The sequence below is a fragment of the Streptomyces sp. NPDC051020 genome, from assembly GCF_040683105.1.
Taxonomy (GTDB): domain Bacteria; phylum Actinomycetota; class Actinomycetes; order Streptomycetales; family Streptomycetaceae; genus Streptomyces.
Map to the genome: position 1 here is coordinate 43,952 of NZ_JBFBCG010000009.1, position 19,298 is coordinate 63,249.

Below are 19,298 nucleotides of genomic sequence, written 5' to 3' on the forward strand. Positions count from 1 at the left end.
CAGCAGTTCCGTACAGCAGAAAGGCAGGTCCCCGATGACCCGGGTGCTTGTGGTCGACGACGAGCCGCAGATCGTACGCGCCCTCGTGATCAACCTGAAGGCGCGCAAGTACGAGGTGGACGCCGCGCCCGACGGTACGACCGCCCTGCAGCTCGCCGCCGCGCGCCACCCCGACGTCGTCGTCCTCGACCTCGGGCTGCCGGACATGGACGGTGTCGAGGTGATCAAGGGGCTGCGCGGCTGGACCCGGGTGCCGATCCTGGTGCTCTCCGCCCGCCACACCTCCGACGAGAAGGTCGAGGCGCTGGACGCCGGGGCCGACGACTACGTCACCAAGCCGTTCGGCATGGACGAGCTGCTGGCCCGGCTGCGTGCCTCGGTGCGGCGGGCCGAGCCGGTCGGCCAGGACGGCGCCGACGACGTCGTGATGGTCGAGACCGAGGGGTTCACTGTGGATCTGGCGGCGAAGAAGGTCCACCGCGAAGGACGCGACGTGCGGCTCACCCCGACCGAGTGGCATCTGCTGGAGGTCCTGGTCCGCAACAGTGGCCGGCTGGTCAGCCAGAAGCAGCTGCTGCAGGAGGTGTGGGGGCCCTCGTACGGCACCGAGACCAACTATCTGCGGGTCTACATGGCACAGCTCCGGCGCAAGCTGGAGGCGGATCCCTCGCACCCCCGGCACTTCGTCACCGAGCCGGGCATGGGTTACCGCTTCGAACGCGGCTGACGCCCGAGCGCACCGGATTGACGGCGGCCGGCGCGCCGCGGGCGTCAAGAACGAGCCTTGCTGGGTATCCCGTTCGGGTGAAAGAACGGATATCCGCCCGGACCGCTGTGGCCCGGTACCCTTCGGGTATGAGTGCTGTTCCACGTCCCGAGAAGGCGGAAAGGCCGTCCGGCCGCTTCCGCCGGATGCTCGACCGGCTGTCCAGCTCCCAGCAGGACCTGGAGTCGGAGGAGCTGCAGGAGGACTCGCAGGCATCGGGTTGCACGCGGATCTCCGACTGCACCGACCGCCAGATCGTCAAGGTGACTGGTACGTTGCGGACCGTCACCCTGCGGCCGCGCGCCGGAGTGCCCGCCCTGGAGGCGGAGCTCTTCGACGGCACCGCACCGCTCGACGTGGTCTGGCTGGGCCGGCGCTCCATCGTGGGCATTGAGCCGGGCCGCAAGCTCATCGCCTCGGGCCGGATCGCCATGAGTCACGGGCGCCGGGTGCTGTTCAACCCCAAATACGAACTCCGACCGCTCGGCAAGGAGTAGCCGGTGACGTCTCTCGACAAGCCGACGTCCGACACGGACCGCACCAACCCGACCGCCCAACAGGAGGCCGACGCCAAGGCGGTCACCGAAGCCGCCCTCTTCGAGGCATTCGGCGGCATCCGAGGGATGGTGGAGACAGTCCTTCCCGGGCTGCTCTTCGTCACGGTCTTCACCATCAACAAGGACCTGCACACCTCGGCCATCGGGGCGCTGGCCGTGTCCCTGCTCCTCGTCGCCGTACGGCTGATCCGCAGGGACACCGTCAAGCACGCCTTCAGCGGGGTCTTCGGCGTGGCCTTCGGTGTGGTCTTCGCGATGATGACGGGCAATGCCAAGGACTTCTACCTGCCCGGGATGCTCTACACGCTGGGCCTGGCCCTCGCGTACCTCGTCACGACCCTCGCAGGGGTGCCGCTGATCGGCCTGATGCTGGGCCCGGTCTTCAAGGAGAACCTCTCCTGGCGTACCAGGAACCCCGGCCGCAAGAAGGCGTACGCCAAGGCCAGCTGGGCCTGGGGGCTGATCCTGCTCGCCAAGTGCGCGATCCTCTTCCCGCTCTACTGGTGGGCCGACACCGCGCAGCTCGGCTGGGTCCTGGTCGCCCTCAAGATCCCGCCGTTCCTGCTCGCGGTGTATCTGACGTGGGTCTTCCTCGCGAAGGCGCCGCCGCCGATCGACGTCTTCGCCGAAATGGAGGCGGAGGAACAGGCCGAGAAGGCCCGCAAGGCGGAAGCCGCCGCGGCCGTCCGTCACCACGAGGTCTGACCGGTCCGCGACAGCCGAAGGGGCCCGGAACCGTTGCGTACGGTTCCGGGCCCCTTAGGTCCTGTCCGGCCGATCTTCGTGGGCCCGGAACGCCTGGCACGGCGCCTCGCCGCGTTGTCTTCAGTCGCCCACGTACATCCAGTACGAGGACGATCCTCCGCCTTGCGATGCACCGCACCAGACGCCCCGGGCTGATCCACGAAGATCGACAGGACAGGACCTAGGCGTACAGGAATACGGGACGGCGCCGTCAGCCGCCGCTGATCTCGCGACGCACCGAGAGGAGGTCCTCCAGCTGCTCCTCGCGCGCCTGGGCGGCCACGAACAGCAGCTCGTCACCGGCCTCCAGCGTCTCCTCGGAGCTCGGCGTCAGCACCCGCGTACCGCGGATGATGGTGACCAGCGAAGTGTCCTCCGGCCACGCCACATCGCCGACCTGGGTACCGGCCAGCGCCGACTCCGGGGGCAGCGTCAGTTCGACCAGGTTGGCGTCGCCGTGGCTGAAGCGCAGCAGCCGGACCAGATCGCCGACGCTCACCGCTTCCTCGACCAGCGCGGACATCAGACGCGGCGTGGAGACCGCGACATCGACGCCCCACGACTCGTTGAACAACCACTCGTTCTTCGGGTTGTTGACCCGGGCGACGACCCGCGGCACGCCGTACTCCGTCTTGGCGAGCAGCGAGACGACCAGGTTCACCTTGTCGTCGCCGGTCGCGGCGATCACGACATTGCAGCGTTGGAGCGCCGCCTCGTCCAGCGAGGTGATCTCGCAGGCGTCCGCGAGCAGCCACTCGGCCATCGGCACCCGCTCCACCGAGATGGCGGTCGGCGCCTTGTCCACGAGCAGCACCTCGTGGCCGTTCTCCAGCAGCTCGCCCGCGATGGAGCGGCCCACCGCGCCGGCCCCGGCAATCGCGACACGCATCAGTGACCGCCCTCCTCAGGACCCTCGGCGAAGGCCGCCTCGACCTTCGCGACCTCGTCCGTTCGCATCATCACGTGGACCAGGTCGCCCTCCTGCAGCACCGTCTGCGACGAAGGCAGTATGGCTTCGCCCAGTCGGGTGAGGAACGCCACGCGGACGCCCGTCTCCTCCTGCAGTGTGCTGATCTTGTGCCCGATCCACGACGGCGTGGTGTGCACCTCGGCGAGCTGGACACCACCGCTCGGATCCCGCCACAGCGGCTCGGCGCCCGACGGCAGCAGCCGCCGCAGCATCTGGTCCGCGGTCCAGCGCACGGTGGCGACCGTGGGGATGCCGAGTCGCTGGTAGACCTCGGCGCGCCGCGGGTCGTAGATCCGCGCCGCGACGTTCTCGATGCCGAACATCTCGCGGGCCACCCGGGCGGCGATGATGTTCGAGTTGTCGCCGCTGCTCACCGCGGCGAACGCACCGGCTTCCTCGATTCCCGCCTCACGGAGGGTGTCCTGGTCGAAACCGACGCCGGTGACCCGCCGTCCGCCGAATCCGGACCCGAGGCGTCGGAACGCCGTGGGGTCCCGGTCGATCACGGCGACGGTGTGCCCCTGCTGCTCCAGGGTCTGCGCGAGAGCGGCTCCTACTCGCCCGCAGCCCATGATGACGATGTGCACCTTGCGCCTACCTCGCAGTCCTGGTCGTCCGGCTGACCTGCGAAAACACCCTGCTCACACTCTTTCCTCAGCTTGCCGGGCAAACAACGGGGCAACGATTTCCGGCGCTGCCCGGGATGAGCTTATGCGGCCATGGACGCGTTGCCTCATTCGAGTGTGCTTTCACCGCGGCGGTGCCTGCAAAGGGGTGGTAAAGCGGAACGCCGGGGCAGGCGCCCGCCGCCGGCGTTGTGCACAGCACAGGACATCGGGCCCCGGGGGTGAACTCTTGAGTCTCGCCGTCACAGACATCTAACATGTCAGTTCATGGAGACTCTCCGGCCCGTCCAGCGGACTCTGCTGCGGGACACCGCGTACGGGGCCATCCGCGACGCCATCGTCCGTGGCGAAATCCCACCCGGCGCGTCCGTGCGCGACGCCGACCTCGCCGAACGGCTCGGACTCTCCCGCGCCCCGGTCCGCGACGCCCTGTCCCGGCTCACCGGCGAAGGCCTCGTCGAGAGCAAGCCGCAGAGCTATACACGGGTGACGCGGCTCGTCCCGCGCGACGTACGCGACGCTGCCGCCGTCGTACGCGCCATGCAGGAGCTCGCCGCCCGCACCGCCGTACCCCTGCTCACCGACGCGGACATCACCGCGATGCGCGCGGCGAACGACCGCTTCCGGGCGGCGACGCGGGGCGGTGACGTCGCGGGCGCGCTGCGCGCCGACGACGAGCTGCACGACGTCCTCGTCACCGCCTGCGGCAATCGCGCCGTCGCCGCCACCGTCGAGCGTTACACACCGCTGATCCGGCGCCTGGAATGGCGGCAGTTCGGCACGCAGAGCGCTGCGCACGGCTCGGCCGGACTGCACGACCGGCTGATCGAGGCGTGCGCGGCGCGCGATGCGGAGGCCGCCGCCCGGCTCACCGCGGAGATCTGGCGCGTCCTCGAAGAACTGGCCGACGAACCCGCCGGCGACGAACCCGCCGACGGGACATCGGCCGACGCGCCCTGACCGGCTGACCGCAGGAACAGCAGAAGCCCGCCGAACCCGCCACCCCATGACGTCAGGAGCCCCATGACGACCTCCGCCGCCTCCTCCGCCTCCCTCTCCTCGTACGCCCGCTATCCGCTCCTCTTCGGTCCCTCGCCCGTGCACCGCCTCGACCGCCTCACTGCTCACCTCGGCGGCGCCGCGGTCTGGGCCAAACGCGAGGACTGCAACTCCGGCATCGCGTACGGCGGCAACAAGACCCGCAAGCTCGAATACCTCGTCGCCGACGCCCTGGCGAAGGGCTGCGACACGCTCGTCTCGATCGGCGGCGTCCAGTCCAACCACACCCGTCAGGTGGCGGCGGTCGCGGCCCGGGCGGGCCTGAAGTGCGTACTCATCCAGGAGAGCTGGGTGGAGTGGCCCGACGCCGTCTACGACAAGGTCGGCAACATCCTGATCAGCCGTCTCGCGGGCGCCGATGTCCGCCTGGTGCGCGCCGGGTTCGGCATCGGCGTCAAGGAGAGCTGGGAGCAGGCGCTGCACCAGGTCGAGGAGGGCGGGGGACGACCGTACGCCATCCCGGCCGGTGCCTCCGACCATCCGCTCGGCGGACTCGGCTTCGCGGGCTGGGCGTACGAGGTGGCCGAGCAGGAACGCGAGCTCGGCGTCTTCTTCGACACCGTCGTCGTCTGCTCGGTGACCGGTTCCACCCAGGCCGGCATGGTCGCGGGCTTCGCCGCCATCGAGGAGGCGGGCGGCCGCCCCCGCCGCGTCCTGGGCGTCGATGCCTCCGCCGAGCCCGCCCGTACCCGCGACCAGATCGCCAGGATCGCCGCCGCCACCGCACAGCTCATCGGCGTACGGCGGGAACTCACCGTCGACGACATCGAACTGGACGAGCGATACCACGCAGGGACGTACGGCATCCCCGACGACGCCACCCTCGACGCCATGCGGCTGGCCGCCCGTACCGAGGGCATGATCACCGACCCCGTCTACGAGGGAAAGTCGATGGCCGCCACCGTCGACCTCGTGGCGCGCGGCGAGATCGACCGGAACGCCACCGTCCTCTACGCCCATCTCGGTGGCCAACCGGCACTGAACGGTTACAGCGCGCTGTTCTCGTAGGCGGCGAGTGCAAGGATTCCGTTAAGGATTCCGTGGCGTTCTCGGCTATGTGCAGGAGATTGCAGGGCCACGGGGGTGGTGCGTCAGCGGCCTCCATACGGAACGCTTACGATCCTCTGCGTGTCCAAACTGACCGACGTGCCCAAACGGATCCTGATCGGGCGCGCACTGCGCAGTGACCGGCTCGGAGAAACGCTCCTGCCGAAGCGCATCGCCCTCCCCGTCTTCGCCTCCGACGCCCTGTCCTCCGTTGCCTACGCGCCTGGCGAGGTTCTGCTCGTCCTGTCTGTCGCGGGCGTGTCGGCGTACCACTTCAGCCCGTGGATCGCCCTGGCGGTCGTGGTGGTGATGTTCACCGTGGTGGCGTCGTACCGGCAGAACGTGCACGCGTACCCCAGCGGTGGTGGCGACTACGAGGTCGCCACCACCAACCTCGGCCCCAAGGCCGGCCTGACGGTCGCCAGCGCGCTGCTCGTGGACTACGTCCTCACCGTCGCCGTCTCCATCACCTCCGGCATCGAGAACCTGGGCTCGGCGATCCCGTTCGTGGTCGAGCACAAGGTGCTGTGCGCCGTCGCGGTGATCCTGCTGCTGACGCTGATGAACCTGCGCGGCGTCAAGGAGTCCGGGTCGCTCTTCGCGATTCCGACGTACGTGTTCGTCGTGGGCGTCTTCATCATGATCGCGTGGGGTGCCTTCCGCACTCTCGTGCTCGGCGACACCATGCGCGCGCCCACCGCCGACTTCCACATCAAGGCGGAGCAGGAGGGCCTCGCGGGCTTCGCCCTTGTCTTCCTGCTGCTGCGCGCCTTCTCCTCCGGCTGCGCCGCGCTCACCGGCGTCGAGGCGGTCTCCAACGGCGTCCCGGCCTTCCGCAAGCCCAAGTCCAAGAACGCGGCGACGACGCTCTCGATGATGGGCGTGCTCGCCATCACCATGCTCGTCGGCATCATCGCCCTCGCCCTGGTCACCGACGTCCGGATGGCCGAGAACCCGGGGCAGGACCTGCTGAAAGGCGGTGTGCCGGTCGGCCCCGGCTATGTACAGGACCCGGTGATCACGCAGGTCGCCGAGGCCGTCTTCGGCAACGGCAGCTTCCTGTTCATCGTGCTCGCCGCGGCCACCGCCCTGGTGCTGTTCCTTGCGGCGAACACGGCGTACAACGGCTTCCCGGTGCTCGGCTCGATCCTCGCCCAGGACCGCTACCTGCCGCGCCAGCTGCACACCCGCGGCGACCGCCTCGCGTTCTCCAACGGCATCGTGCTGCTCGCCGGCGCGGCCGCCCTGCTCGTCGTCATCTACGGCGCCGACTCGACCCGGCTGATCCAGCTCTACATCGTCGGCGTGTTCGTGTCCTTCACGCTCAGCCAGACCGGCATGGTCCGCCACTGGAACCGCCACCTGCGCACCGAGAAGGACGCCGACAAGCGCCGCCACATGATCCGCTCCCGCGCGATCAACGCCTTCGGCGCCTTCCTGACTGGCCTCGTCCTCGTGGTCGTCCTGGTCACCAAGTTCACCCACGGTGCCTGGGTCGCCCTGCTCGGCATGTGCATCTTCTTCGCGACGATGACCGCGATCCGCAGGCACTACGACCGCGTCGCCGAGGAGATCTCCGCCGAGGAGGTCCCGTCCGACGACACCATGAAGCCCTCCCGGGTCCACTCCATCGTCCTGGTCTCCAAGCTGCACCGGCCCACGCTGCGCGCGCTCGCGTACGCCAAGCTGATCCGCTCCCACCAGCTCGAGGCACTCTCCATCAGCGTCGACCCGGCCGAGACGAAGGCGCTCAAGGAGGACTGGGAGCGGCGCGGCATCAACATCCCGCTGAAGATCCTCGACTCCCCGTACCGCGAGGTGACCCGCCCGGTCATCGACTACGTGAAGAGCCTCCGCCGGGAGAGCCCGCGTGATGTGGTCAGTGTCTACATCCCGGAGTACGTGGTCGGCCACTGGTACGAGCATCTGCTGCACAACCAGAGCGCCCTGCGCCTCAAGGGGCGGCTGCTGTTCACCCCCGGTGTCATGGTGACGTCCGTCCCGTATCAGCTGGAATCCTCCGAGGCCGCGAAGAAGCGCGCCAGGAAGCGCGCGGACTGGAACGCTCCGGGTTCGGTGCGCCGGGGCCCCGTGGAACGAAGGAACAAGGAGACCAGCAAGAGCTGACCCTCCCTGCCCGCCGTTTGGTAAGCGGCCGGACGCCACCCGCGTAGAATCGTGGGTTGTTGTCCGGCCGTTTTTCCTTTGATCTCTGGAGCCATCCCCTCATGCAGAACGAATCCACCTCGTCGCCGGCCGAGGACTCGCAGACCGGGGACTCACTGATCGGCGAGGAGTACGAGGTCGAGGTGGGCCCCGTCGCCCACGGCGGCCACTGCATCGCCCGTACCGCGGAGGGCCAGGTCCTCTTCGTGCGGCACACCCTCCCCGGCGAGAAGGTCGTCGCACGGGTCACCGACGGCACGAAGGACTCCCGCTTCCTGCGGGCCGACGCCGTCACCATCATCGAACCGTCCAAGGACCGCGTCGAGGCCCCCTGCCCGTACGCCGGCCCCGGCAAGTGCGGCGGCTGCGACTGGCAGCACGCCAAGCCGGGCGCCCAGCGGCGGCTCAAGGGCGAGGTCATCGCCGAACAGCTCCAGCGCCTCGCGGGCCTCACCCCCGAAGAGGCGGGCTGGGACGGCACCGTCATGCCGGCCGAGGGCGACAAGCTCCCGGCGGGCGAGGTGCCGGCCTGGCGCACCCGCGTCCAGTACGCCATCGACGAGAACGGCCGGGCCGGCCTGCGCAAGCACCGCTCGCACGACGTCGAACCGATCGAGCACTGCATGATCGCGGCGCCCGGAGTCTCCGAACTCGGCATCGAGAAGCGCGACTGGACCGGCATGGCCTCGGTGGAAGCCATCACCGCCACCGGCTCCAACGACCGCCAGGTCATCCTCACCCCGAAGCCCGGCGCCCGACTGCCGCTCGTCGAGCTCGACAAGCCGGTCTCGGTCCTGCGCGTCGACGAACGCGACGGCGGCATCCACCGGGTCCACGGCCGCGGCTTCGTCCGCGAACGCGCCGACGACCGCACGTACCGCGTCGGCTCCGGCGGCTTCTGGCAGGTCCACCCGCAGGCCGCCAACACGCTGGTCCGCGCGGTCATGCAGGGCCTGCTGCCCCGCAAGAACGACATGGCCCTCGACCTCTACTGCGGCGTCGGCCTGTTCGCCGGAGCCCTCGGCCAGCGCATCGGCGAGAAGGGCGCGGTGCTCGGCATCGAGTCCGGCAAGCGTGCCGTCGAGGACGCCCGCCACAACCTCAAGGACCTGGACCGGGTCCGCATCGAGCACGGCAAGGTCGAGCAGGTCCTGCCGCGTACCGGCATCACCGAGTGCGACCTGATCGTCCTCGACCCGCCGCGCGCGGGCGCGGGCAAGCAGACGGTGAAGCACCTGACCGGCCTCGGCGCCCGCCGCATCGCCTACGTCGCCTGCGACCCGGCGGCACTCGCCCGCGACCTGGCGTACTTCCGGGAGGGCGGCTACAAGGTGCGGACGCTGCGGGCGTTCGATCTGTTCCCGATGACGCACCATGTGGAGTGCGTGGCGATTCTGGAGCCGGCCGCGAAGGCTTCCTGACCTGCGGTTTTGTTGCCCGGGTTGTTCGCTCGACCCGTTTCCCTCCGTGTAACGGGTCGAGCGGAGAGTAAGCCCACGTAGATGCTCTGACCTGCATTTTTGTCACAGGGCGCGGTCTCGGCGGCACGAGTGTCGTGGCATCGCTGAGGATTCTTGACGCTCGAATGACGCCCTTCGAGACGCGCGCCGGGGGATCGCGCCCGTGCCGCAGCCCAGCCGCGGAGCGCGGCGATGGCCAGATTGCCAAAAACATGGGGAGCGACCGCGTCGGCTTCCATCCGTTCGGCGCTCCGCCAGGTTGCCGGCGGATCCTCGCGCTCGAGCGACCGCGGGCATGACGGCGGCCGAAACACGCCGAGTTTTGGCAAGTGACCTCGGCGGCCCACTGCGCATACGTCCGCAGCAGCAACGTGCTGGGTGGGGCGGGGCCTTTGCCGCGCTGGGTGACGCGGTTGGCGCAGACTCGCACGCAGCCCGGTGAGAGTGACCATGGTCGCGGGGGTGAGGGCTTGGACGACGGTGGTGTCACCGTCGCGCCGAACGACGAAGTTGGCAGGAGCAGTCCGATGGTGCGGTCCGCGGCCATACCTGCTCGTCAGGACGTGGCCCGAACTCGGCGACCCGCACCGCAGCGCGTGCCCGGGTCAGCGAGTACGTCAGCACGGCTGCCACACGCTCGGCCAGGGCGAGGTGGGTCAGGGCAGCGACAGTGTCGGGGGAGGCGGTGTCGTTCATCCGGCCCATGACTGCTTCCTCCAGCACGGAGAAGTCGCCGGTCAGGTGTTGCACAAGGGATGGAAGTCGGTCATCTCGAGTTCCTCTCGGCATGGAGGTGGTCAAGGTCCGCCGGACAGGGGCGAGTTGGTGGCGAGCCGGAAGGGGGACGGAACGGCCGGGCGGAGCCTGGCCGCCACAGAGGGCACAGCGAGGACGACGGTCAGCGGTCCGCCAGCCGGCGCCCTGTGCAGTGGTCGGCACCACCGGTGCGGCTACCTACGGGTTGGCCGACAGGGGGTGGTGCGCATGAGTGGTCCACGGAACGGTGGGGAGGGGTGCATGGCAGAGAGCTCCGAACCGGCCAGGGGCAGGTGCGTCGCACTGGACCCAGGCGCATACACGTAAGAGCATAGGGCTGTTTATGTTGTCAACGTATTGCTTTCTGAAAGGTGGGTTTCGGCCCGTGTACGCTGGGGGGATGACGGACAATGCCGCTTCACCGGTCGGCCCCCTTGTCACTGGTTCCGAGATCGCTCGGTTGGCCGGAGTCACTCGGGCTGCTGTCTCCAACTGGCGTCGGCGCTACGGCGACTTCCCCGCATCGGCGGGAGGTGCCGCGAACAGTCCGCTCTACGCACTCGCCGAGGTCCAGGCGTGGCTGGACAAGCAGCGCAAAGGCCAGGAGGTATCACTCGAGGTCGAGCTGTGGCAGGCCATGCGGGCTGCGTATGGGGAACAGATGGTCACGGGCCTGGCCGAGGTGGCTGAGATGCTGGCCGGAGCGCCTGAGCCGCGGTTGCCGGAGGATGTCTCCACCCGCGTACAGACGCTTGTCCGGACTGAAGCGCCCGTCGACCTTGTAAACGGACTGACCGAACGATTCATGGACTCCGCTCGGCGTGCGGGATCGGACCAGGTGACCTCCGAGCGCGTGGTGCGTGCTGTGTGCCACTTTGCTCCTGAACTGCCGGCCAACGCGACGGTCTTCGATCCCGCCTGCGGAATCGGGGTGCTGCTTCTGTCCGTCGCCGCGGAAGCGGGAACGTGTTGTCGCGGCCAGGAGATCGACGCCGACAGTGCCCGCTTCGCACAGCTCCGCGCCAACCTCCTGGACCGATCGGGTGTGCGCATCGTGGCGGGTGATTCCCTGCGCGCAGACGAATGGCCGGATCTCAAGGCGGACCTGGTCGTCTGCGATCCGCCGGCCGGAGTGACAGAGTGGGGGCGGGAGGAACTGCTGCTCGACTCTCGCTGGGAACTTGGTACCCCGTCCAAGGCCGAGGGGGAGCTCGCGTGGCTCCAACACGCCTATGCGCACACGGGGCCCGGCGGCCAGGTCCTCATGGTCATGCCAGCCTCAGTCGCGTACCGGAAGGCAGGCCGCCGCATCCGAGCGGAACTTGTACGCCGGGGCATCATGCGCCAAGTGGTCGCCCTGCCACCGGGGACGGCGACCTCTCACGCCCTGCCCCTCCATCTGTGGTGTCTGCGGCGTCCCGAGAACGCGGGATCCGCGGATACGAACCGCACCGTGCGCATGGTCGACCTGACCGGCAATAGTCCCGACGGGAGCCTGGAGCCACGCCCCGACCAGGTCGCCGACGTGCCGCTGATCGAGCTCCTCGACGACACCGTCGACCTGACCCCCGGCAGCCATCTGCAGGTCCGGCACCGGGACTATCCCGGTGAGTACGCCACTCTGCGCAAGGAACTGGAGGACCAGATCCGCCGACTTGCCGCACTCCTGCCCGAGCTTGCGCCGGGCGGCGGAGCGGGTTCACTGGACAGCGCCACCACCAGCGTTGCGGATCTCGCCCGCGCCGGAGTTGTCACCTTCGATGGTCCGGAACCGGTCTCGGCCAGCGAGCAGCTGGACACGGACTATCTGCAGGGATTCCTGCGCAGCTCCGTCAACGTCCGCCGATCCACAAGTGCCAGCGGGACCTACCGCCTCGACGGCAGGGGTTCACGCATCCCTCGCATGGGTATCGACGATCAGCGTCGGTACGGGTCTGCCTTCCGAGCCCTGTCCGTATTCGAGGAAGGCATGCGCAAGGTTGACGAGCTGAGCCGACAGCTCGCCGAAGTCGCTCGTGACGGCCTCGCCACGGGCGCCCTGGCGCCGGAGGAGTGAGGACAGTGCGGGACGCCCCGGTGGGGGTGCCCCGCACTGGTCCGCGCCGGGTGGCCGGTCAGATGGCGCGTGGCAGGAACGGGCTCGGAGCTCCGCTCCACGTCACGCTCAGGGCTTCGCGGGCGCGGGTGCAGGCGACGAAGAGGAGGCAGCGTTCCCGGAGCAGGTCGGCGTCGTGTTGCAGCGGGTCCGCCTCGCGTGCGGTGATCTCACGGGCGAACGGGACGGCACCCTCGTTGACACCGAGAACGGACACCGCCCGGAATTCCAGCCCTTTCATCGCGTGCATGGTCGCCAGCCGTACCCCCTCGGTCCTCTGCGCGGTCTGCCCCCTGACCCGTAGCACCGGGATGCCGACGGCCTTCAGCTTGTCCTCGGCCGCGTCCAGGGAGAGGTTGAAGCGGGAGCACACGCCGATCTCGTGCGGTGCGAGGCCTTCGTCGAGCAACACCCGGACCCGGTCCACCAGGGCCTCGGTTTCCTCCTGCTGGGTCGCGTACTCCTGCACCTGGGGGCGGCGCCCGTGCAGCAGGGAGCGGTACCCGGCTAGCGAGTCCGCCCCCTCGCCCTCGAGCGCGTCGACGGTGACGGGCACGAGGAGCCGCGCCGCCCAGGAGAGAATCTCCTCCGTGGAGCGGTAGTTGACGCGCAACCGGAAGCTACGACCGACCGTGGCTATGCCCAGGGAGCCGAGCGATACCCGGGAGTCGTAGATCCGCTGGTGCGGGTCGCCAGTGACGAACAGGTCGTCGGGGCCGGGGGAGACGGCAGCACGCAGCACACGCCACTGCGCGGGGTGCAGGTCCTGAGCCTCGTCGACGACGACATGGGCATACGGAGCCGACGCGCCGGAGAGGAGTTCCGCCGCGCGGGCGCAGACCCGCGGGTGTGTGGTCTCACCACGGTCGCGCAAGAACTGTTCGAACCGCTCCACACCGCTCCACACCTCTCGGCGGCGCGCGGGGCCGAGGCCGGTGCCGCGGCCGCGGCGGCTCGCGCCGAGATAGGAGTCGAGATCGCGGAGATTCTGGCCGAGTACGACGTGCCGGTACTCCTGGGCCAAGAACTGGGCGGTGAACGGCAGGTCAAGCTGCTTGACGGTCTTCTCCCACAACTGACGCTGATCCCGGTCCCCGATCGGCTTGGGCGGGGCCCCGGACTTCGCGCGCACGATGCCGTTCGCGTAGGCGTCGACCGTCGTCACATCTACCCGCGCCAGCAGCCGCTCGTCTTCGTCGAGGAGAAGGCCGAGCATCTGGCGCAGTCCGGCGGCGAGCGCGTTCGTGTATGTGGTGAGCAGAATACGGCCGTCCTCACAGCGGCCGAGCAGATGCTTGACCCGGTGCAGGGCGGCCACCGTCTTACCCGTCCCCGGCCCGCCGGTGACCTGGACGGGACCTCCGTACGAGGTACGGTAGGCCACGCGCCGCTGGGAGGGGTGGAGAAAGACCCGCCAGGCCTCGAACGGCTTTTCCAGCATCTCCTCCAGCTCCTGCGGCCCGGTGACCAGGCGGATGCGTGCGGGAGTGTTGGCGATCACCGTGGCCAGGTCCTCGACGGGCTCGGCGGGCGCGTTGGCGGGCCGACGGACGGCGACGACGTCCCGGTAGACCTCTTCCGGTCCGAACCCCTCGGCGAGGTACTGCAGCACCTCCAGCTGATCCTCCGGCAGGAGCGTGGCAAACGCGTCCAGCTGGGCCTTGTCCACCAGGGAACGCGCGGCGCGCAGTACCTGCCCGTCGATGCCGAGTTCGCGCAGAGTGCCGTCGGAGACGCCCGCAAACAGCAGCCTGGGAGCGTTGCGTGCGGCCGTCTCGTACAGGGGGGTCAGCTCGTCCAGAGCGACGGCGTCGCGCACCTCCAGGGCCCTGGTCGCGGAGTTCGCGCTGTACAGACGCTTCGCCGCCCAGGTATAGGCATCGTCATGCGGCAGGACTTTGACCAGTAGGAACACATCACTGCCGTCGTCGGGGGCGAGGACGACGCCTCGCCAGAAGTCGGTGATGCGAATGGTGCGCATCCGCGGGTCACGGGCGTTCGCGATGGACTCCAGGTGCAGACCTTTGTCCGCGTTGAGTGCGGCGGCACTCAGAGCCTGGAATTTCCCCATGGCCTTGCGTACACCGGCTCGCACCGGCTTCTCCAACGTGTCGTAGCCGTCCCAGAAACTCTGGGCGAAAGCGAGTCGGGGCATGAGGTCTTCCTTCCTGCCTGACGGTGTTTCATGATCGCGGATGTGGTGTGGCCCCGGCCAGCCTTCCTGCGATTTCCCGGAGGGTCGACAGGATCTGTCCTGGTTCCTGGGAGAGGTCGAGGGTGTGCTGGTACAGCCGCACTCCTCGTCCGTCCTGCCCGGCAGTCGTTCCGCGTATCTCGTGGAAGCGTTCCCGTTGCCGTCCCGCCGCGTACACGAGGTGAGCCTCGCGCAGGCTGAGTACCGTGGCGTACGCGAGGGCCTGGTACAGGTCGGCGTTGTGGAGTCCGTCGGCTTTCTCCACCTTGTACTTGGCGTCGATGACGGCGAGCGGGGTGTGGCCGTCGCCGGTGCGTACGACGAGGTCGGGGCGCATCCGCACAAGGCCCGCGGTGTCGAGGTGGTGGGGGTCCTGTAGGCGCGCGGTCAAGCCGTGCTCCCGAAAGGCCTCGCGCAGAGCGACCGTGACGAAGTCCTCGAACAGCTTGTTCATGTCGAGCAGGAAGCCGTCCACGATGAGCGGGTCGGCCCCAGCCGGCCGGTGTTCCGGGGAGGTGCCGCGCAGGACGGCCTCGGCAAGCCGCAGCGCTGGCTGGTAGCGGGAGTTCAGGCGCGACGGCTGCCAACGCGGCAGTTGCTGTCCCCGTATCAGTGGCCGGGCGTCGGCGAGACGTACGCGCTGATGGGCGAGGCGCCGTCGGACCGGGCCAGGGACTCCCGGCAGCCACAACAACCGCTCGGCGGCGGCGCGCAGAATGCGGTTCTCGGCGGTGTCGGCCGTGTACGCGTCGTAGGTGATCTCCACGGGCGGCGTACGGCCGAAGTGCCGTCGGACTTGCTCGGCTTCGCGCAGTCGCCCGCGCACGACCAACGCGGACTCATCCACTTCCCGGTAGCCCTGGAGGACGCCCTGTCGCAGCGCCGCGTCGATCTGTCGCTCCACGGCGTGCGCGAGCGCGGGGACGACGTCGTCGTACGCGCCCGTGTCGACGGTGCCCTCCCGGCTGTCGCGCCAGGCGCGTGCCGGGTCGAGGCTGAAGCCGAGGAGAAAGAACAGCCGGCTCATGGGGGTCTTGGGCATGATCCGTACGACCGGGCCGCCAGGGGTGCGCACAGCGCCGACCCGGCTGCCGGCCCGCAGCACCCAGTGTCCCTCCCGGCAGGGATCCGGGGTCGCGCTCTGCAGGATGCCGGCGGCGGCAAGGGCCCGCCCGGCCTCGGCGCCCAGCGGGACGGAGACCGCGGGCCCGTACTCGCGCAGCGTCACATCGAGCACGGTCATGAGCGCTGCTTGCGCAGCGAGGCGATGCCGTAGCGGGCGGCGACGTCGAGGCCCTCACCGTAGTGGTGCTCCTCGAGAAGCGGCAGGATCTTCGTGCGCCAGGTCCGTTCGAGGCCGCCGTTGCGGTACACGCCTGGCTTCATCAAGTACGAGGGGCCGATGGCGAAATCGGCGTCGTCGATGCGGGCGTTGAGAGCATCGAGAAGGTGAGCGGGCTCCATGTCCCTGCCCTCGCGCTTCAGCCAGCGTGCGAGCAGCCCGGCGGTCGGCTCGGCGCGGGGGGAGAGTTCCACGAACGCGAAACGGCGCCGCATCGCCGCGTCAACGAGGGCGATCGATCGATCGGCGGTGTTCATCGTGCCGATCACGAAGAGGTTGGGCGGCAGCGCGAAGTCGTCCCCGGAGTAGGTGAGACGGACCGACTTCGTCCGGTACTCCAGGAGGAAGTACAGCTCGCCGAAGACCTTCGCCAGATTGGCACGGTTGATCTCGTCGATGATCAGGAAGTGCGGGATGTGCCGGTTGCCCTCGCGGGAGGCGAGATCGGCAAGCTCCCGGAGCGGGCCCGCCGTCAGCCGGAAGGCCACCTCACGCGTCTCGGGGTCCTCCACGGGCCGGAACCCCTCGAAGAAGTCCTCGTAAGCGTATGAGGGATGGAACTGCACGATCTTGACCTGCTCCGGACCGCCACCGAAGTATTCGGCCAGCTTCATCGCCAGGAAGGTCTTGCCGGTTCCCGGTGGGCCGTAGAACACCAACTGCCTCTCATCCACGAGAAGTTCACGTATCTCGTCCAGCCAGGCGCGGTCGTGGACGAGAAGGTCGGCCGCGAGCGCCTCGGTGATGTGCGGCAGCGACAGCTCTCGCTGCATCGGCCGTTCCTCAGCGGGGTACTCGCCCGTGTCGCCGGTTGCCGCCGGGGCCGTGCGATCCGTCTGCCCTGTGAGCCCGTCGAGCGCGTCCAGTACGCCGGTCAGGTCGACGACGTCATGCTGAACGGACAGCTTCTGCTGCACCTCTTCCGGCAGCTCCTCGTACGCATGGCTCTGCGGCAGCCAGGTGACGGTCCTGCGCAGATTGGACAGTCCGCCCGGCGACGAGGTCTGCACGGTCTCCCCGATGATGCGCCCGATGTGCAGCCGGCCGTCACCGATGGTGGCGACGGTGTCGCCGACGCGCATCTGCGTCAGGAAGGCGTGCAGTTCGTCGACGAGGCCTCGCTTCTGGCTGTAGGAGGCCGCCCCCTCGTAGCCCTCCTCCACGAAGCGGCGAAGCGCGCTCTTGGTCGGATCCGTCTGTTCCATGGGCGGCAGATGCGCGGCCGCGAGAGAGATGAAGCCCTCCTTCAACCACAGTTGTCGTACCAGGTTGTGTCCGGAGACATTGGAGCCGCGCACCAGCCACGCCTTGCGTGGGGGGCGCCAGCCGGTGGACAGATAGTCGGCGAGGGGGTGGCCCTCCGCCGTGCGCCACGACTCGGGTCCGGAAGCGTCGTAACCCTGGACGAGAGCGGCGGCGGCCGAGGAGGAGTTGCACTCGATGTCCCGGGCCGCCACCCAATGCGGTGGCGCCTCGGGCCGGGTGGGGTCGGCGGGAGCGTCGGCGAACCCTCCGTTCGCGCGCAGTTCGGCGCGCAGCCGACGCGCGTGGTCGCCGAGACCCGGCCATGCCTCGGCGGCCACTGCCGACGCCTCCAGCAGGAGGAACTTGTGCGTGCCGTTGCCGCCGAACTCGGTGAGCAGGTGTCCGCGGGCCTCGCCGGCCTCCTTGGAGAGCTTGATGCGGAACTCGGGCGTGCCGGGGAGGCGGTCGAGCTGCGGCATGGGCGACCTTCCGGGATGAGCGAGCCTGCGCGAACGCGCTCACCCTACCTGTTGACGCCGTCAATTGACTCTTATCGAACGAGTAAACGGCTCGGGTGAATGTGTTGACGGTGTAAACGCATCAGTTCTAGAGTGCTGCTTGCGCCCGGCCGACTCTTCGCCGGAAGTCCGGGTGCTCGAACGCTCAAGTGGGGGGCACTATGGGTGGGGAGCTGGCGGCCGAAGCCAGACGGCGCACGATCGAGGCGGAGTTGCCGTCGGTCGTCGAGAGGCTGAGACGTTCCGCGTCTCGTTCGGGCCTCGTGAGTCACCGGGCCTTCGCCTTGGAGGCGGACCGGCTCGGGCTCACGAGCGACGAGCAGCAGCGAAGGCTGCGCAACGGGCTCGCCGCTGTCGGTCTTCACGTGAAGCCCTCGCGCCGGAAACGGTGCCGGACCACCGCCGCGGAACCTGTCGCCGTGTCAATCCCGCAACCCAGCGGCCCCGTGCTTCGGCCAGAGGCGCAGCGGAGTGCCGCCCCCGAACCCGGGCCCGTCCCCAGTGAAGCGGACGGACGCTTGGCCCAGGCCCGGCACATGCTGGCCCGCTACGCCGATGCCGATGGCAAAGTCGGCAGGCTGGCCCACGACGGCGTTGTGCGGCTCCACGGGCTCAGCCCCGGCGAAGCGCGGGAGCTGACTGTGGACTTCCCGATCACCCGCCCGGGTCTGCCCCGTTCGGTCGCCCAGGCGCTGACCGGTGGCCCGGCGACCCGCTCGGCGAGGCCGGCGTCCTCTGCCGCGTCGGGAACCGCGTCGCCGAAGCCGCCGACCGGCAAGAAGCGCGTGGCCCGCTCCGTCGCTTCCGCCACGGACGACCGACTGTCCGACGCCGTCCGCGCGGCCCGGGCCGTGTTGGAGGAGGACCGGTGGCGGCGGAACCTGGGCAAGGTGCTGCTCAAGGCGGAAGAGGAAGTGGGCCTCGCCGTTCTCCTCCGCGGTGGCCTTGACCACCTCGGCCGCGATGTTCCGGCGGAGGAGATCAAGGCGCTGCCTCGCGACAGCGAGCGGTGGCATGCCTATGAATGCCTTGTCCTGCACAACCAGCGGCTCGTGTGGAAGATCGCGCTCGGCCACCAGGGACGCGGACTGGACGTCGACGATCTCGTCCAGCACGGAACCATCGGACTGATGCGCGCGGTGCGGAGGTTTGACGCCACCAAGGGCTTCAAGTTCTCGACCTACGCGACCTGGTGGATCAAGCAGGCACTCACGAGAGCCATCGCCGATGAAGGCACCCTGATCCGGCTGCCCGCGTACGTCCACGAAAAGGTCAGCAAGGTCGCCGTGGCCGAGCGCAAGTTGCTGAGCGAGGGCCGCCCTCGGACCGTCGACAACGTGGCCTACGCGACCGGCCTCACCTTCGCCGAGGTGGAGGAGGTGCGCCGGATCAGTCGGCCCACCGACTCCCTGGACCGGATCATCGGCGACGATACGGCCCTCGGCGACCTAATCATCGGGCCGAGCCGACTGCCCGGGCCCCTGGTCGTACTGCTCCGCAAGGAGCTTCAGGAACGCCTGCGGCACGTCCTGGGGCACCTCTCCGAGCGCGAGCGGCATGTCCTCGTCCGCCGCACCGGACTCGACGGCGACGAGCCGGACACGCTCGAGGACATTGGAGTCGTCTTCGGCGTCACTCGCGAGCGCATCCGCCAGATCGAATCGAAGGCCAAGTCCAAGTTCCGCGGCCAGCTGATCCGCCACGGGCTGATCCCGTCGCACCTGTGAACCGGCCTCATCCCATCCGATCCGAA

The 19,298-nt window shown here is 69.1% G+C and carries 14 protein-coding genes and 1 pseudogene; 9 read left to right on the top strand and 6 right to left on the bottom strand.

Annotation, left to right across the window (positions count from 1 at the left end):
- The first annotated feature begins 34 nt into the window (after positions 1-34).
- The 3 genes from AB0N06_RS07495 (at position 35) to AB0N06_RS07505 (ending at position 2,028) form a co-directional block, all read left to right on the top strand.
- Positions 35-727, top strand: a complete 693-nt coding sequence (locus tag AB0N06_RS07495) for a response regulator (protein ID WP_366133750.1) — start codon at positions 35-37, stop codon at positions 725-727.
- 128 nt (positions 728-855) lie between these two features.
- Positions 856-1,263, top strand: coding sequence for an OB-fold nucleic acid binding domain-containing protein (locus AB0N06_RS07500; RefSeq protein ID WP_345514291.1), 408 nt, complete (start codon positions 856-858; stop codon positions 1,261-1,263).
- Positions 1,264-1,266: 3 nt separating this feature from the next.
- A complete protein-coding gene (locus AB0N06_RS07505) occupies positions 1,267-2,028 on the top strand; it encodes a DUF3159 domain-containing protein (RefSeq protein WP_366133751.1) in 762 nt (253 codons plus the stop codon).
- Between the two features lie 250 nt (positions 2,029-2,278).
- Here AB0N06_RS07505 and AB0N06_RS07510 read toward each other — a convergent pair whose 3' ends face one another.
- Complete coding sequence (locus AB0N06_RS07510) at positions 2,279-2,956, bottom strand: TrkA family potassium uptake protein (protein WP_037701202.1); 678 nt, start codon at positions 2,954-2,956, stop codon at positions 2,279-2,281.
- Positions 2,956-3,624, bottom strand: coding sequence for a TrkA family potassium uptake protein (locus tag AB0N06_RS07515; RefSeq protein ID WP_358860377.1), 669 nt, complete (start codon positions 3,622-3,624; stop codon positions 2,956-2,958). The genes AB0N06_RS07510 and AB0N06_RS07515 overlap by 1 nt, the downstream gene beginning before the upstream one ends.
- Positions 3,625-3,930: 306 nt before the next feature.
- Between AB0N06_RS07515 and AB0N06_RS07520 the strand changes: the two genes are divergently transcribed.
- The 4 genes from AB0N06_RS07520 (at position 3,931) to AB0N06_RS07535 (ending at position 9,356) form a co-directional block, all read left to right on the top strand.
- On the top strand, positions 3,931-4,623 hold the full coding sequence (locus tag AB0N06_RS07520) for a GntR family transcriptional regulator (protein WP_366133752.1): 693 nt from the start codon (positions 3,931-3,933) through the stop codon (positions 4,621-4,623).
- 63 nt (positions 4,624-4,686) lie between these two features.
- On the top strand, positions 4,687-5,730 hold the full coding sequence (locus AB0N06_RS07525; protein ID WP_366133753.1) for a 1-aminocyclopropane-1-carboxylate deaminase: 1,044 nt from the start codon (positions 4,687-4,689) through the stop codon (positions 5,728-5,730).
- 120 nt (positions 5,731-5,850) lie between these two features.
- Complete coding sequence (locus tag AB0N06_RS07530; RefSeq protein ID WP_366133754.1) at positions 5,851-7,896, top strand: APC family permease; 2,046 nt, start codon at positions 5,851-5,853, stop codon at positions 7,894-7,896.
- 101 nt (positions 7,897-7,997) lie between these two features.
- Positions 7,998-9,356, top strand: a complete 1,359-nt coding sequence (locus AB0N06_RS07535) for a class I SAM-dependent RNA methyltransferase (RefSeq protein ID WP_366133756.1) — start codon at positions 7,998-8,000, stop codon at positions 9,354-9,356.
- A gap of 464 nt (positions 9,357-9,820) precedes the next feature.
- Here the strand turns inward: AB0N06_RS07535 and AB0N06_RS07540 are convergent.
- Positions 9,821-9,942: pseudogene (locus AB0N06_RS07540) on the bottom strand (DUF302 domain-containing protein); the annotation flags it as partial.
- Between the two features lie 609 nt (positions 9,943-10,551).
- On the opposite strand from AB0N06_RS07540, the gene AB0N06_RS07545 reads away from it, so the two are divergent.
- Complete coding sequence (locus AB0N06_RS07545) at positions 10,552-12,207, top strand: N-6 DNA methylase (RefSeq protein ID WP_366133758.1); 1,656 nt, start codon at positions 10,552-10,554, stop codon at positions 12,205-12,207.
- A gap of 58 nt (positions 12,208-12,265) precedes the next feature.
- Here AB0N06_RS07545 and AB0N06_RS07550 read toward each other — a convergent pair whose 3' ends face one another.
- From AB0N06_RS07550 to AB0N06_RS07560, 3 genes are read right to left on the bottom strand one after another with little or no spacing between them, the layout of a single operon-like run.
- A complete protein-coding gene (locus AB0N06_RS07550; protein ID WP_366133759.1) occupies positions 12,266-14,401 on the bottom strand; it encodes a UvrD-helicase domain-containing protein in 2,136 nt (711 codons plus the stop codon).
- Positions 14,402-14,429: 28 nt separating this feature from the next.
- Positions 14,430-15,683 (bottom strand): restriction endonuclease, encoded by a 1,254-nt coding sequence (locus AB0N06_RS07555; RefSeq protein ID WP_366133760.1) that lies wholly within the window; start codon positions 15,681-15,683, stop codon positions 14,430-14,432.
- On the bottom strand, positions 15,680-17,506 hold the full coding sequence (locus tag AB0N06_RS07560; RefSeq protein WP_366133762.1) for an AAA family ATPase: 1,827 nt from the start codon (positions 17,504-17,506) through the stop codon (positions 15,680-15,682). The genes AB0N06_RS07555 and AB0N06_RS07560 overlap by 4 nt, the downstream gene beginning before the upstream one ends.
- Positions 17,507-18,063: 557 nt before the next feature.
- On the opposite strand from AB0N06_RS07560, the gene AB0N06_RS07565 reads away from it, so the two are divergent.
- Positions 18,064-19,272: a sigma-70 family RNA polymerase sigma factor gene (locus AB0N06_RS07565; RefSeq protein WP_366133763.1), complete on the top strand. Its 1,209-nt coding sequence runs from the start codon at positions 18,064-18,066 to the stop codon at positions 19,270-19,272.
- Positions 19,273-19,298 lie beyond the last annotated feature (26 nt).